The organism is Varibaculum sp., from assembly GCF_008661855.1.
Classification (GTDB): domain Bacteria; phylum Actinomycetota; class Actinomycetes; order Actinomycetales; family Actinomycetaceae; genus Varibaculum; species Varibaculum timonense_A.
This window is the reverse complement of sequence record NZ_RPZY01000041.1, coordinates 1-16,350: the sequence shown is the minus strand read 5'-3', so window position 1 is coordinate 16,350 and position 16,350 is coordinate 1. Positions and strand designations below refer to the sequence as shown.

The window sequence follows — 16,350 nt, the reverse complement described above, 5'->3', positions numbered from 1 at the left end:
GTCTGTGGAGGGTGAAAATGTTGCGCCGACCTGGAAGTGGGAGGGTAATTATGTCTGTGGAGGATGAAAATTCCACCACTAACGCCACAAAATCACCCTCCCTGTGCAGAATCGCCCTCCCGATTTGCTGCTAAGACCTAAATAAGAGGGTTTGTGCTCTAACTGGGAGGGTGGAAGTGTCTCCTAGACCTGGAACTGGGAGGGTGAAAATGTTATGCCGACCTGAAACCGGGAGGGTGACTATGTCTACGGAGGGTGAAAATGTCACGGGAGGGCGGAAATGTCACTGCTAATGCCATAAAACCACCCTCCCGATGTAAAACCATCCTCCCTGTGTAGAACCGCCCTCCCGATTTGCTGTTAAGACCTAAATAAGGGGGTTTGTGCGTGAACTGGGAGGGTGCTTTTGTCTGTGGAGGGTGGAAACGTCACGGGAGGGCGATAATTCCGCCACTAACGCCACAAAACCGCCCTCCTTGTGCAGAATCGCCCTCCCGATTTGTAGTTAAGACTTAAAAAAGAGGGTTTGTGCGTGAACTGGGAGGGTGATTATGTCTGTGGAGGGCGGAAAAGTCGCGTAGACCCAGAACTGGGAGGGTGATTATGTCTGTGGAGGGCGGAAAGGACAGTAATCCGTCGCCATCGACAAAGCATGAGAGAGCGCAGCTTGAACAAACCCATGGAATCAGTCACAAAACTGCAAATAATTCGTAGTCAGGTTTGACCCTTCACCGCTCCGTAGCTAATTTTAATAACGGTGCCCGCGATACCGGGCTCCAGAGATGCGTTCGTTACGTAAGCTCCTGGGCAACCAGTTGCAGCCGCCGGCTTAAACTGTAAAAGTCCAGTTCGCTCAGTTACGGCGCAAACTAGCCAGATTTTCTGGCGCGGGCTCTTCTGCTTTGAGCTCCGGACGTAAAGGGTAAGTCAGTCAGGCGTAATCCGCTGACCACCTAGGCAAGCATCCTGCAGCCTTGACCTTGCGGACCGGCCCCAGCGGTGGATTATGCCCGATTCTGGGGTCAGATATTTCGGTACCGCGTGGCAATAGTTTAGACATTCAGTAACAGGAGAAGTAGTGCCTACCATCCAACAGTTGGTCCGCAAAGGACGCTCAACTAAGAAGGCGAAGAGTAAAACTCGCGCGCTAAAGGGTTCCCCTCAGCGTCGTGGCGTTTGCACTCGTGTTTACACCACCACCCCGAAGAAGCCGAACTCGGCATTGCGGAAAGTGGCGCGTGTGCGCCTATCCAGCGGTATTGAAGTAACCGCTTACATTCCCGGCGAGGGACATAATCTGCAAGAACACTCCATCGTGCTGGTGCGCGGTGGACGTGTAAAGGATCTGCCCGGTGTGCGTTTCCACATTGTGCGCGGTGCGCTGGACACCCAGGGTGTTCGTGACCGCAGCCAGGGTCGATCCAAGTACGGCGCAAAGAAGGAGAAGAAGTAGTATGCCTCGTAAAGGTCCAGCTCCTAAGCGCCCTTTGGCAGTTGATCCGGTTTACAACTCGACCATTGTTACCCAATTGGTCAATCGGGTGCTGCTAGATGGCAAGAAATCATTGGCGGAACGTATTGTTTACGGCGCACTCGAGGGTGTACGTGAACGTACCGAGCAAGAACCGGTCAGCGTCCTCAAGCGGGCCATGGAGAATGTTCGCCCCGCTCTTGAGGTACGTTCTCGCCGCGTTGGTGGCGCCACCTATCAGGTACCGGTAGAGGTTCGCCCTGCTCGGGCAACCACTTTGGCTTTGCGCTGGTTAGTTGATTATTCACGCCAACGTCGCGAAAAGACTATGACCGAACGCCTCATGAACGAGATTTTGGATGCTTCCAACGGCCTCGGTGCTGCGGTGAAGCGTCGTGAAGATATGCACAAGATGGCGGAGTCCAACAAGGCTTTCGCTCATTACCGCTGGTAAACCTAACCGGAAGGAACGATTGTGGCATTAGAAGTGCTTGCTGACCTCTCTCAGGTTCGCAACATTGGCATCATGGCTCACATTGATGCTGGTAAAACCACTGTAACCGAACGCATCCTGTACTACACGGGCATCAACTACAAGATTGGGGAAACCCATGATGGTGCCGGAACTATGGACTGGATGGAGCAGGAAAAAGAACGCGGTATCACCATTACTTCCGCGGCTACTACCTGTTTTTGGAACGGTCAGCAGATTAACATTATTGACACCCCTGGTCACGTTGATTTTACCGTAGAGGTAGAGCGCTCTCTGCGCGTCCTCGACGGTGCAGTTGCTGTTTTCGATGGCAAAGAGGGCGTGGAGCCCCAGTCGGAAACCGTTTGGCGTCAAGCTGACAAGTATGACGTTCCCCGTATCTGCTTCATCAACAAGATGGACAAGCTCGGCGCGGACTTCTACTACTCGGTAAAGACCATTGAGGATCGTTTGCACGCCCGCCCGGTAGTTATGGTGCTGCCGATTGGAGCGGAAGCTGATTTCAAAGGGATTGTAGATTTGCTGGAAATGAAAGCAGTCTATTTCCCCGAGACTTTCAGTGCCGAGCAGGCTCAAAAGGCTGGCGGCAAGGTTAAAGAGGGCGACGCTACTCTAGGTGCGGTGCTTGAATACGCCGAGATTCCGGACGATTTGAAAGATCGCGCCGTTGAATACCGTGAAAAGTTGATTGACACCGCCGCGGAAGCTAATGACGAATTGATGGAGGCTTACCTAGAAAACGGTGAGCTAAGCAATGAGCAGATTATTGCCGGTATCCGTGAACTCACTTTGAAGAGCGAAATCTACCCGGTATTTGCGGGCAGTGCTTTCAAGAATAAGGGCGTACAGCCGGTTCTAGATGCTGTTTTGCGTTATTTGCCTTCGCCGTTAGATGTTCCCGCTCTTGAGGGGCATCTGCCCGGTGACGAAGAAAAGACGGTTCTTTGTCCTCCGAAAAACGATGCGCCTTTCGCTGCCTTGGCGTTCAAGATTGCAGCTCATCCTTTCTATGGCAAGCTAACTTATGTCCGGATTTATTCCGGGCAGATTAAGGCTGGGTCTAACCTGACTAACGCCACCAAGGACAAGAAAGAACGCGTTGGCAAGATTTTCCAGATGCACTCTAACAAGGAAAACCCGATTGAGGTAGCGCACGCAGGTAATATCTATGCGTTCGTGGGGCTTAAAGATGTTACTACTGGTGATACCCTTTGCGAGAGTTCTCATCCGGTAGTGCTAGAGTCTATGAACTTCCCTGATCCGGTTATCCACGTCGCGATTGAGCCTAAGACTAAGGCTGACCAGGAGAAGCTAGGCATTGCTATTCAGCGTCTGGCTGAAGAAGACCCGACTTTCACGGTTCGTCTCGATGACGAAACTGGTCAGACCGTTATCGGTGGTATGGGTGAGCTACACTTGGACGTGCTGGTAGATAGGATGAAACGCGAGTTCCACGTGGAAGCAAACGTGGGCGCACCGATGGTTGCTTATCGCGAAACTATCCGCAAGACGGTAGAGGATGTAGAGTACACTCACAAGAAGCAGACTGGTGGTTCTGGTCAGTTCGCTAAAGTACTGGTTACTTTCGAACCGCTTCCTTTGGATGCGGAAGAACCGTACGAGTTTGTTAATAAGATTACTGGTGGACGTATTCCGCGTGAATATATTCCGTCGGTCGATCACGGCATTCGTGAAGCCATGGAGGGAGGCGTTTTGGCTGGTTATCCTTTGACCGGTATCAAAGCGACTCTGACGGATGGTGCTTACCATGACGTAGACTCTTCGGAAATGGCTTTCAAGATTGCTGGTAACATGGTTTTGAGGGAGGGTGCACGTCGCGCCAAGCCCGTATTGCTCGAACCGATTATGGCCGTTGAGGTCAGAACTCCGGAAGAGTATATGGGTGACGTGATGGGTGACCTTTCTTCTCGCCGCGGATTCATTCAGTCCATGGATGACGTGAACGGAGTGAAAGAAGTCCGGGCAAAGGTTCCGTTGTCGGAAATGTTTGGTTACGTGGGTGACCTGCGGTCTAAGACCCAGGGGCGTGCGGTATATACCATGCAGTTCGACAGCTACGATGAGGTTCCGAAGTCGGTTGCTGAGGAAGTCATCGCTAAGACCCGAGGCGAATAGCCCTCGCGGGTGCCTTTATTTTATTAAATATCACAAATAACCCGTAGGAGATCATTCGCGTTGGGTGTTAGCCTTAACAGTGACAACCAAGCGATAGATAACTACCCGAGTCCAGGAGGACATTAATTGGCTAAGGCTAAGTACGAGCGGACTAAACCGCACGTTAATATCGGTACTATTGGACACGTAGACCACGGCAAGACCACCTTGACCGCGGCTATCACCAAAGTGCTGCACGACACCTATCCGGAACTGAATGCGTTTACTCCTTTCGAGGACGTAGACAACGCTCCGGAAGAGCGTGAACGCGGGATTACTATTAACGTTTCCCACGTTGAATACCAGACCGAAAAGCGTCACTACGCACACGTAGACGCTCCTGGTCACGCTGACTACATCAAGAACATGATTACTGGTGCTGCTCAGATGGACGGCGCAATCCTGGTGGTTGCTGCTACTGACGGCCCGATGGCTCAGACTCGTGAGCACGTACTGCTTGCTCGTCAGGTGGGTGTTCCGGCAATCCTGGTTGCTCTGAACAAGTGCGACATGGTTGATGACGACGAGATGCTGGAACTGGTTGAGGAAGAATGCCGCGACCTGCTCTCCAGCCAGGACTTCGATGGAGATAACGCTCCTATCGTTCGTGTTTCCGCTTTGAAGGCGCTTGAGGGCGACGAACAGTGGGTTGGTCAGGTTAAGGCGCTTATGGATGCGGTTGATGAGTTCATTCCTGAACCCACCCGCGATTTGGATAAGCCTTTCTTGATGCCGATCGAGGACGTGTTCACCATTACTGGTCGTGGCACCGTAGTTACCGGTCGTGTTGAGCGCGGTAAGCTGCCTTTGAACTCCGAGGTTGAGATTCTGGGTATCCGTGATCCGCAGAAGACCACTGTTACCGGTATCGAGACTTTCCACAAGTCCATGGATCAGGCTGAAGCTGGTGACAACACCGGTCTGTTGCTGCGTGGTATCAAGCGTGAAGACGTTGAACGCGGTCAGGTTGTGGTTGCTCCTGGTTCTATCACCACTCACACCCAGTTCGAGGGTCAGGTCTACATCTTGAAGAAGGACGAGGGTGGCCGTCACAAGAGCTTCTACTCTGGCTACCGTCCTCAGTTCTACTTCCGTACCACTGACGTGACTGGCGTTATCACCCTGCCCGAGGGCAAGGAAATGGTTATGCCTGGTGACACCACTGAAATCTCGGTAGAGCTGATTCAGCCTATCGCTATGGAGGTTGGTCTGGGCTTCGCTATTCGTGAAGGTGGCCGTACCGTTGGTTCCGGTCGGGTAACCAAGATTGATCTGTAAACTAATCTGACGATTAGTTTCTTATCTTTTAGTTGTGCCTGGGAGGTTAGCTCCCAGGCACAACTTTTTTATGTGCGCCTTTAATTGAGATAATGCCGGTTAAGGCTTTCCTCGAAGTTATGTGGACTCTTTTTGGGATTATTCCTACATAAGACCGGGTTGAGCGGGAGTATTAGAGGAGATAGCTAAAGATAGATAGGCAGGATTACAGCCCCCTTGGTATCGCTCACTGGAGACGGAGAATACTGCCGGGCAAACCGTGAGAACTTTTCGATGGGCGCAAAGTCCTAGGGGAGACGGCGGAATCTGAGTTTTATAAAACTAGACGATGTTTCGTCGTTAAAAACTTGTTATCTAGATTGTGGTAAAGCTATAATAATACTTAATTGACGGTAGTTCCCTCTCTCACTTTGTTGGGGGGGGGATTACTCATATGCAAAGTATGAAGATTGTTAGGTGTAACGTGGCAGGACATAACAAATCTCAGAAATTGGTAGCGGTGCTAACCCTGTTAGGGCTGGTTATTGCGTTAATTCCGGTGGCAGTGTTGGCGTTGCCACAGGCGCAAGCAGAACCTTCCGACCCTAGTCACCCGATAATTGGAGGAGCGGACGACCCGTGGCCGCTAGATTCTCCCCGCGAGCTAGAATCTCAAGACATTAAAAATGCTGGCTCGGTTGCGCTAGTCTTTGAGTTTGGGTCTTGGTACGGTTATCAAACTATGGGCGGTGCTATCCCGGGAACTGCCAATAGAGCCTGTCCGAAAGATTATCCCGAAATACCAGCCTATAGGAAACGCCTAAATGATGGTAAATGGAACTCTAATTGCCGAAACTGGGATCAGAACCAAGCAGTAGCCAAGGTTATCGAAGGTCTCAAAGGTTCCCCCCTGTCGGTCGGTATTTACCACTATGCCCGTAAACAAGACCAAGGAAGATACGGCAATAACACCCCCGACTTGAAAGCCACGTCACTGGCAGATGCTGCTGGTTATCAGAAAGTCATGGATAAGGTCTGGTCATTGGATGCCACCAATGGCAAGGGCGGAAACATGGATACTGGATACGGCGGAAACAGTGAGTGGGGGCTAGGTAAGCTCTACCGGGATATGTACCAGTACAAGCAAGAACAGTTAAAAGAACACGGGGGGGAACCCGGATTCGTTCCGCGTCCTCTCTATTCTAAAATCATTATCATGTCGGTTTCAGATCCGCACTGGCATCTGAGCAAGTCGGTAACCACCACGGATAATATCTGTAAACCCAAATATACAGAATGGGCGGTCGTCCACGACGCAGAGGGACGTTTCGTAGATGACCCCGAGAACCTTGATTCGGAGTTTTTACATCAATGCCTGTGGGATGGTCTTCCGCTCGAAAGGAATCCGGGGCGGGCAGGGATGCTAGATGTCGCCCGCATGATTCGTGATATGGGAGCCGATATCCGCACGATGGGTATGGGGGACTGGGTTAATAGATTCCCCAATTCAACTGGTGGTGGCGAATCCACTCGGCATATGTTCCTGAGGGCCTTAACCGGGGTGCAAGACTATAAACAACCCACTAGCAACTATCAATACATTCCTTTCCCCTCTGATAGTGCTGGGGCTCCGAACGGTCACTTTGCTTACCCGAACGGTAACTATTATCGGAATCCCGCAAAAGACGGTATAGCCAACGGTACTTTTGAAAAATCTATGCGTGGGTGGATGTGGGAGGATACCCACCTTTCATTAACCTCTGACCTACTTGATGGGGATTTCCGCTATGTGAAACCGAATTCGCGGCAAATCATTAACTTTAGCCCTCTCAATGCCGCAACTACTGCCCAGAACCATACCACCGGCAGTGACGGGCGAATAGTTATCAACCTAACCAAGGCGCAAATGACCAGGGGAGTTGATGTTCGCCAACCGGAACGAACCGACAAGTATGTCTTTACCCAATTCCAAGGGCATAATGCCCGCTGTCGCGGGTTAAACCGGGCAGACGGACAATCCGAAGATTTCTTCCCCGAAAATCTTGACAAAGATGCTAGTGGTAGAACTGGATTTAGAATAACGGCAGAACAATACAACAAATTCTTCTCCATTAAATGTTCTAGCTATTCACGACCGCTGCAAAAAATGCAGCTAATCAAGAAAGCTGGAGTAGAAAACGAACAAATTCGTTACGAGATTGGCGGACAGCCCACCGCCTACCAGGGAGGAGTCAGCTATGATTTCCAATGGAAGTGCACCGACCCCAAGGCAAAAGACCCCCAGGCGGTAGTTGCGCAAGGAACTGCTGAGCGCCAAGTAAAAGGGCTAAACGTAGCTGTTACCTTAGACCCGATAGATATTTCCGATGTCGCGATGCCGGTCGGCACACAATGCACAATTAATGAAACCCTGAACCTACCGGCAGGGTACACCCTGGCAAAAGCGAATTCACTTTTCACTTCCAACACTGAAGTCAAAGGAACCAACTTCAAGCTAGACGAAACCCAAACCCAGAAAACTAAAGACGGTGAACAATCTGTTTCCAACAAGATAGTGGGTAATGTCCAGTTATTTAACCCGGACAACACCACTACCGAGATTTCGCAATTAGTTTCAAACACCACCTATTCGTCGCTGCGAGCGCATATCAAAATTGATGTAAAGTTCTCTAACTCTGGTAATGATGCGGCGATAGCAGCAAAAATCGCTAACGGTACGTTACCGAAGAAGATTCCGGTTTACTACAACTGCCGTTTCATGCCTGACCCCACTAAACCCCCGGAACTTCCCGAAACGAACGTGGGTTCCTATCCTGGTTTCGTCGGAGTGGACTGGGTAGGAGTAAACACTGATGGGACAGCCAGTATTACCCTCGGTAAAGACCAGAAAGGAAATGATGTCTGGCCGGTTGGGACTCACTGTTTATTTGCTACCACTCCGCCAAATGCTAATATCCACGGACCGAATCCGGCAATAGGGCAGCCGGTAAAGATTCCGGGAGTCGTAACCAAAGACAGCTACAGCTCCACGATTTGTGCCGAAGATGCCATCAGTAAACCAAGCGCTGCCAAGAAATGTAAAAACAATTATTTCTGGGTTCATTCCGGCGGAGAACAAGTCATCCACCTCACCGAGGATTTACAGCGCCTGAAAGGCAAACTGCGGGTGACTAAACAACTCACCGGCGAGGCGGCAGGCCAAGGGGTAAATAAAGAATTCCCTATGCATTTGTCCTGTCAAGACGAAGGAAATAATCTGCCGGTAAACGGTAAAGAAACCTACAATTTCAGTGTCAAACGTTCAGAGCCGCAAATAGTGGAGAATGTTCCTGCCGGAGCCTCCTGTACCCTGACCGAGGACGCGCAAGGCAGCGCCCTCCAAAACGCTGAAGTGGCAATACCAGCACCGATAAAAATCACTCCCATTGCTGACACCACCGTTATAAAAGATGTCACCGTCACCAATGACCTGACCTATAAACGGGCAAACCTGAAAATTAATCACACTGTAACCTGGAAAAACCCAGAACCTGAGGCAGCAACCCAGCAGGTCTTAATGACTAAAGATAATCTGATTACTGCCTCCTGCCGGGTTCCCGGCGAGGCAGCACAACCAGATAAAACCGTTACCATCACTGGAAATGGGGCTCAAACCCTGACGGATTTACCGGCTGGTTCAATCTGCAATATCCAATCAGTGCCGCAAGACATCAACGATATTGCCGTAAACTATGAAGCTGCCCCGAAACAAGTCACCATTCCTGCCAGCGGGACTGCAACCGTAGATTTAACTACCACCTATTCCTTACCGGCGGCGGGCAGTTGGTATCTGCGCCCGGTAATTCATTCGCGCCCTGAATATCAGGCGCTACGCAGCTTAATCCCCGATAAGGTAAACGCTACCCTTAAATGCGAGGGCGCGGCTGACACTCAAACAGTTGCCATCGATTTGAAGAATGGTAGCCCCACCGAGATAGCAACCGCAGGGATTCCCTCCCAAGCAAACTGCACTCTCAGCGGACAGCTAATCCCGCAAGTAGAAGAAAGTAAGTTTGAGATCCGTTACAACATTAGTGGCGACGATTACGACCAGGCAGAAAAGGGAGCAAAGCTAACGGTGAATGCGGTAGCTCCCGAAAGCGGAAAGAGCAGAACCCAAGCTTTACACCTGTGGTTCAAAACCAAAAATACCAGCGTAAACCTGGCTTCTAGCTCTAGTATGTGGACCTCTAAAGCAGCGAACGCGACCGCAACTACAGACAGAATCCCGGTACCCGATCAGTGGCGTAAAGCCGCCCTCGGGATAGTTGCCAATGATACTGATAGCAAAATGGTTCCCCTAAATGTTTCCTGCAAACTAGGTTCCGGAGCCAACGAATCCACGGTGACCTATCCGTTGCACCTATCCAACGGGGGCAGCGCGAAATCCCTGAGCGTACCTAACGGCTGGAACTGCTCTGTTAGTGCTACCCAAGCCGCGTTAAAGATTCCGGGAACTACGTTACAGAAACCGGAATGGGAGGGCGCAAACGGCACGGCTGCCACTAACGGATACCAATACGATTGGACTTCCGGTGACGGGCAAAGCATTACCCTAAAACGTGACTACCGGATGCAGCTCGCCTCTTTCAACCTCAAAAAGAAAGTCGGCGGTGAAGGGGTAACTATTATCTCCGGAGATAAACAGTTCCAAATGGACTGGACCTGTACCCTGAACGGGAAAGCGATTAACATTCCTGCTCCGCGTACCATTGATGTAAACACCAATGCCCAGGCAAGCTTTGGTAATGACCTGGCTGCGCGGCTGCAAAACCTTAAACCCAGTGGCAGAGCCACTATGGGACGCTTTTTGCAAGGTGAATGGCACGTGGTTGATGCCCTGCCGGCGGGAGCGGTCTGCACCCTCACCGAAAACTCCGATAATGCACAGGTAGAAAACACCGTTTGGGATCACTACTGGGAGATAACTGACGGCTACCGCAGCCGTGAACCTGCCACTGCTTGCGAGGCCTCCTCAGATAAATGTCGGCCCGCCGATGAAGGGACTACGGTTAAAGCCCAAGTGCTGTTACCGCGGGATAAAGAAGCCAAAGCTAATCCCTACTTCAACAACGAAAAAGACAACCCCAAAGATCCGCAAGGTAAGCCCCGCAACCCGGTAGTTCCCGAAACTTTGCCCGAGAACTTTGCGGGAACTATGGTTCCTTGGAACAACTACACTTTCCAAAAAACCCAGGTGAAAGCTAGTTTGAATAATAGTGGTAACGGGGCAGCGCTTGCCCACGGGAAAACCTTTAGCGCCCGTTTGTACTGCGCCCCGCCTCCTCTGATTGGAGCTGAAGGGGCAGAACTCCCCGGCAGTGCTGCCGCGATTATCAATGTTGAACTCACCTTTAAAGAAAGTGAAACCAACCCGGGAACCTGGGAGGACGCGGTCGCTAATCAGTTGATTCCGGTGAATTATCGCTGCGTATTAGCGGAAGCAAAATTCCCGCAACTAGATGCTAAAGTCACCACCACCATTACAAAAGATGCGACCCAACCAACTGTTACTGCCGATAAAGACGGATTAACCGACCTGTTCGCCTACAATAAAGGGAAAAACTCGCAGGCGAAAGATGATTCTAACCTGAACCTGCAGAGCGGTGATCAACAAATCCTCGGATTTATTGTGCACCCTCAGTTGGTCAATGATGCTCAAGAATCACAAAAGCAATCCCTGTTCACTATCGAAAACAAGTTTGATCGCCCGGCAGCGAACGTTAAAGTTGCGCAGGTGGTGCGCAAGGATAGTACCGACACGGATATGTCGTTCGGGCAGGTATTGGTCGATAAAGGGCAGGTAGGATACCGGGTTCACTATCGGTGTACCGACAAATATCTAAAAGAGACGGGCGGCGAACCCAAGGTTTACCAAGGGTCGGCAGATTTGGCTGCTGACTCTACTGTGAGCTTGTTGTCCGGGCAAGAGGGCGCAAACTTCGTACCCGCCACCTCCAAATGCGTGTTCTGGCATGAAAACCAAGACGGCAAAGACCCGGTAGCAACCTATGCTCCCCAGCTGTCCCTAAACCCCAGTGCCACGGTAACAACCGAGGGAACGCCAAACCAAGAAGAGAAATCCGCTAACCAAAGTAAACCGGATTCCTTAAAGGTCAGCCCCCTAAATCTGGATAAAGAGGGTAAGAAAGTAACCACTATTACTTTTGAAGATTTCTACTTTGCCCCCTACGCCAAATACGAAGTAGGAACAGCGGTAGAGGGCGCGCGCCGCGATGAAGTGCTACCCACTGACATCAAATATCAGTACAGCTACTCCTGTACCTACCCCGAGGGGCTTCCAGTACCCGCTGCCTATGCAGATGGAAAATATCCCAAAGTAGAGGGTACAACCGACCAGGCGGAGCGGGGCAATTTCGTTTCCCTACCGAAAGTGCCGGTCGGAAGCACCTGCGTAGTCACCGGTAATAAACCCGATACTTCCGCCACCCCCTATTTGAAAGTGGCAGGAAACTGGGTGCCTTGGGACGCAGATAAACTAGGGTTCTTCCTAGAAGACAGCACCAACTTTAACCAACCGGGTTTGGTAAAGAACGCCCTTAGCAGTTCGCCCTTTACAGTCACCTTGAATCAGGATACGCAGCGCGGGGTAGTGCTGTACTCGGTCTATACCAACGGCTCCAAAGTGCGTATCTATAAAGCTGACAGCCCCAAAGGAAACGTTATCCCCGATGCTTCCTTTAAGCTGGTCAAAGCGAACCAGAACGGGAAGCCAGGAGAGGAAATACCCCTGAAAGCAGTTGCGGGACAAAACGGGGTTTATGAATCCGCAACGGAGCTGGCTCCTGGAAGCTACCTGGTGGCAAACCTTAATGCCGGTAAGAACGCCGGGGAACGATTCCCCTTCGACTGGAAGTTTGACATCACCCTTGACCCGGTGACCCAAGCAGATGCCCAAGACACCCAAGTTGGGCTCAGTGGGGAAACTCAAAGTTCCGGACTGGTCGCCGTCTATAAGCCGACTACCCAGATTAACGCCTGGCAGATAGAACTGGCCGATGTAACCTTCGGGAACCTGCCCTTAACCGGTGGGTATTTACCGTGGCTCTGGGCGTTCGGCATATCCCTAGTATTGGCATCGGCAGCCGTAATGTGGAATAGGAGGCGCGAATGAAAAAAGTACACCGCGCGCTCTTGCCGCGCCTACCCGCTGGGTGGATGCTGGCTGCCTGGAGGAGATCTTTAGTTCGGCAAAGATTCTTCCGCTCCGGCATCGACCCTGGGTAATAGGGGGTAAAACGTAAATCTTGAAAAAAGCAAATAAGGAAATAACCAAACTGGAACGTAAACTCCACAGAACACGAAGAGGTAACCATGTTTACGACAAACAATAAACTGGTTCGCAAAGGAATGGCGCTAGCAGCCGCCCTAGGGATGAGCGCCCTGGGATTGGTAGCCATTGGTGCGCCTGGCGCCAACGCCGCTCCTGCGATTGATAAAAACGCCGATTACAAGATTATTGTCACGCCACTTTCTGGTGAGAAAATCAAAAATCCTGATGGTAAAAAACTCACGGAAGATACTACCAGCAAACTAATCAAATCGGGTGATTTTAAGCTGGAAAAGGGCGACTACGATGTAACCACCAGCACTGGTTACGAAAAAGCCACCAAGGCGACTGTCACCACCTTCGAGCTTAGTAATGGAGTAGATGATACAAAAAACGGTACAGTGGCTGCTGATGGTAAAGTCGAATTTACTGTAAAACCTGGTTTGTATCGTTTGACCCAAACCAAGGCTCCTGCTGGATATAAAACGGCGCTCCCATCCCTAATCCTGATTCCGATGACTGATCCAACAACTGGAAGCTGGATGAATGAGGTTTACGTCTACCCCAAGAACGGTTCTGCGGGGAAAATCACCAAGAAAGACATCACCGATAAAGACACGGTAGTTAAACCCGGTTCTGAGATGACCTTCGAGATTGACTCCCCGATTCCTAGCCTGACCGCGAAAGATCAAAATGACAAGTTTAAGAGCTACAAAGTCACTGATACTCCTTCGGGACCGCTGAAGGTTGATAAGACTAACTCTCAGATTAAAAAGGTCGAGATTCTAGAAGGTGCTGGTGTTAGCGCAACGTTAGAACCTGGTGATTACAAAGTATTGGATAGCACTCCCTACGGAATCGAGCTAACCGTTAGTGGCTTGTCAAAGCTTGATATGCATCAAGGCAAGACTTTGCGCGTCACGCTGACTGGTAAGTTAGCTCCTGAAAATGATGATATTTGGACTAAAGATCCTAGCCAATGGGCGATTAAGAACAAGGCAGCCTACAACTACGATTCAGACAAGGGTGAAACCGGCGGCAGTGAAACTGGCGAAGATGACCAGCCGAATGTGCCGATGGCGAAGCTGAAGATCAACAACAAGGATGGAGTCACCGATCTTAACAGTAAGGGCGCAGAGTTCAGCGTCTACGCTTGTAAAGATGTAAATAGTGGCGATCCTTCCACTACTGGTGATGCGATCTTGAATGGATTGAAAGCTGGGGAAGCGAGCTCGCAACCTCTTGGCGCGCGTAGTGGCGGTTTGTGTATCAAGCAAACCAAAGCACCTACTGGGTACGAATTGGGTAACAAGATTGTCAAAGTGGAATTTGACAACAATACTGTCAAGAATGCTGCTGATGCCAAAAAGGCAGTAGAGGTAGAGTACCAGAACACGCTAAAGAGTTCCGATATCCTATCTAAGCTGCCGCTAACCGGTGGAGCGGGCATCGCCCTCTTCCTGATTGTGGCAGCCGGATTGCTAGGCGGAGCATACTACTATGCTCGTCGCAACCGGGTACGCGCATAACTAAAATAGAGTGTCGGGGAGCAAATCGCTCCCCGACACTTAATAGCAAGGCGAAAATTGGGGAAAAAAGAGACAGCTAATAAAGCAAACGGTCAGCGGGAGCAAAACAGCAAACGCAGCCGCGGCTCTACCTTGATTCCCGTAATCTTGGCGTTGGCGGGTATTGCGGTGTTGCTCTACCCAGTGGTAGCAACCCAATGGAACAATGCCCGCCAACTCCAAATCGCCTATGAATACTCAAAAGCAGAAAAGAATCTTGATAGGCAGCAGCTGTCTGAATCCTTCAAGGCAGCACAGGCATACAACCAACACACGCCAGGAGCCCCCATCCTAGACCCCTGGCTGGCGCGGGTAGCCAAAGACAACAACCCCTATCAGGTATATTTAAGACAACTAAATACCGTCCCGGAAATGGGGCGTCTAGTAATCCCCGGAATCAAAGTAGATTTACCTATCTACCACGGTTCCCAGCCAGACACCCTCGAACGCGGAATCGGGCATCTCTACGGATCCTCCCTCCCAGTCGGAGGCAAAGGAACGCACGCGGTACTCACCGGGCATAGCGGACTTTCCACAGCCACTTTGCTAGACAACCTCCCAGAGGTTAAAAAAGGTGACGCTATCTATATTCAGGTAGCGGGGCAAAAGCTCAAATACCAGGTGCGCTGGATTCAAGTAGTACGTCCCAACGAGGTAAAAAGCCTCCAGCGGCAAGAAGACAAAGACCTCCTAACCGTCCTCACCTGCACGCCCTACGGAATCAACAGCCACCGACTGCTGGTGACCGGGGAGCGAGTGCCGATGGATAAAACCGACCCCTTCGCCGGAGCCGGAAAGTTGGAGTGGCCATGGTGGATGGGAGCCATAATCTTTGTGGCCTGCCTAGCCGCCCTGCTGCTCGGCTGGTGGCTATGGAAACAGCGCCGCCGCGAAAAGGACGAAGAAGATAACCAGAAAGCATCCGGGGAATCACCCCCGACACCTCCTGACGGAACGACCGTCAGGAGGCCAGAAATAACTAAACACTACCCACCGCGAAACGCAAGGAGAAAACAGTGAACAGTAAGCGACACAAGCTGACAGCAAGCTTGGGGCTACTGGCTGCACTAATGCTTGCCCTGGTACCAGCATCAGCGATAGCCTCACCGCAATCCGATCAACCAGTAGTAGTGGGAGATATCGCCGGTCTCGACCCGGCAACCATCAACCCGGCACGCCTAGGGAAACTAACCGTTAATAAGACCGCTGCTAATCCCTATGATGACCCGACGCCCGGGCAAAAGCCGAACGGACCGGCCGGCGGGCAAGTAATTCAAATTAACCGAGTCAAAGGGGTAGATTTAGTAAGCGCCGACTGGGCGCAGCTACAGAAAATGACGGTTAAGCAGGCAAAAGATAAAGGTTTAGAAGCTGCCAAGACCGCAGTCACTGATGAGGGTGGCAAGGTTACCTTTACCGACGTTCCGGTAGGGCTATACCTGGTCAGCGACCAGAAGCCGGCGGACACCACTCATAAATATGGTCGTATCAAACCGTTCCTAATTACCATGCCCGCTGGCAATCCTGACCTGCATGTATGGACTTTTAATGTCGAAGTAACTCCTAAACTAATGAGCGAAGCTACCCCGGCTCCCACCCCTAAACCAACCACCCCACCATCTCCGCGTATGCCGAGGACAGGTGCGATGGTGACCGGCAGTCTGCTGCTTGCCGCCATGCTATTTAGCACCGGTTTCTTGATTGCTGCTTCGCGGCGTCGCCAAGACGAAGAAACCCCCGCCGCCGCTTAAAGAAACTCCGCCGCCACTTTAGGAATTCCGGCGCAACTGAATACTCCTTTCCCCCGCACGGTATCCAAGGTCGCGCGGGGGATTACTATGCGCCGAACCTACTGCGAATCGTGCGCCCGGATGCCTATCGCAGTCAGGTGCACGGGAGCTTATCCCGATTGAGTCCGCGCGGGAGGAAAAACCTAGGATCTTCGCCCTTTATGGTGACGTTTTACCCTCCCGGTGTAGTTTCGCCCTTCCGAGATGGTAATTGTGGCAGGTCTTTGGGCGGTTTGGTGGTATTGGGAGGGTGGTTTTGTCTAGGG

At 51.3% G+C, this 16,350-nt stretch carries 8 protein-coding genes; all 8 read left to right on the top strand.

Annotation, left to right across the window (positions count from 1 at the left end; genetic code table 11):
- The first annotated feature begins 1,078 nt into the window (after window positions 1-1,078).
- The 8 genes from rpsL (at window position 1,079) to QZT94_RS05015 (ending at window position 16,045) form a co-directional block, all read left to right on the top strand.
- On the top strand, window positions 1,079-1,453 hold the full coding sequence (gene rpsL, locus QZT94_RS05050; RefSeq protein WP_072510686.1) for a 30S ribosomal protein S12: 375 nt from the start codon (window positions 1,079-1,081) through the stop codon (window positions 1,451-1,453).
- A gap of 1 nt (window position 1,454) precedes the next feature.
- Complete coding sequence (gene rpsG / locus QZT94_RS05045) at window positions 1,455-1,925, top strand: 30S ribosomal protein S7 (protein ID WP_072510687.1); 471 nt, start codon at window positions 1,455-1,457, stop codon at window positions 1,923-1,925.
- A 21-nt stretch (window positions 1,926-1,946) separates the two neighbouring features.
- Window positions 1,947-4,100 carry an elongation factor G gene (gene fusA, locus QZT94_RS05040; RefSeq protein ID WP_072510688.1) on the top strand — a complete coding sequence of 718 codons (2,154 nt, stop codon included), beginning with the start codon at window positions 1,947-1,949 and terminating at the stop codon, window positions 4,098-4,100.
- 126 nt (window positions 4,101-4,226) lie between these two features.
- Window positions 4,227-5,417: an elongation factor Tu gene (tuf, locus tag QZT94_RS05035; RefSeq protein WP_072510689.1), complete on the top strand. Its 1,191-nt coding sequence runs from the start codon at window positions 4,227-4,229 to the stop codon at window positions 5,415-5,417.
- 463 nt (window positions 5,418-5,880) lie between these two features.
- Complete coding sequence (locus tag QZT94_RS05030) at window positions 5,881-12,570, top strand: DUF5979 domain-containing protein (protein WP_296773241.1); 6,690 nt, start codon at window positions 5,881-5,883, stop codon at window positions 12,568-12,570.
- Window positions 12,571-12,770: 200 nt separating this feature from the next.
- On the top strand, window positions 12,771-14,255 hold the full coding sequence (locus tag QZT94_RS05025) for a SpaH/EbpB family LPXTG-anchored major pilin (protein ID WP_296761136.1): 1,485 nt from the start codon (window positions 12,771-12,773) through the stop codon (window positions 14,253-14,255).
- A gap of 57 nt (window positions 14,256-14,312) precedes the next feature.
- Window positions 14,313-15,314: a class C sortase gene (locus tag QZT94_RS05020; RefSeq protein WP_363928435.1), complete on the top strand. Its 1,002-nt coding sequence runs from the start codon at window positions 14,313-14,315 to the stop codon at window positions 15,312-15,314.
- Window positions 15,311-16,045: a pilin N-terminal domain-containing protein gene (locus QZT94_RS05015; RefSeq protein ID WP_296761134.1), complete on the top strand. Its 735-nt coding sequence runs from the start codon at window positions 15,311-15,313 to the stop codon at window positions 16,043-16,045. Before QZT94_RS05020 ends, QZT94_RS05015 begins: the two co-directional genes overlap by 4 nt.
- The last annotated feature ends 305 nt before the right edge of the window (window positions 16,046-16,350 follow it).

Excerpts from the sequence above, each read along its gene's own strand:
- rpsG (WP_072510687.1), top strand. The coding sequence starts at position 1,455 with ATGCCTCGTAAAGGTCCAGCTCCTAAGCGCCCTTTGGCAGTTGATCCG.
- QZT94_RS05025 (WP_296761136.1), top strand. The coding sequence starts at position 12,771 with ATGTTTACGACAAACAATAAACTGGTTCGCAAAGGAATGGCGCTAGCA.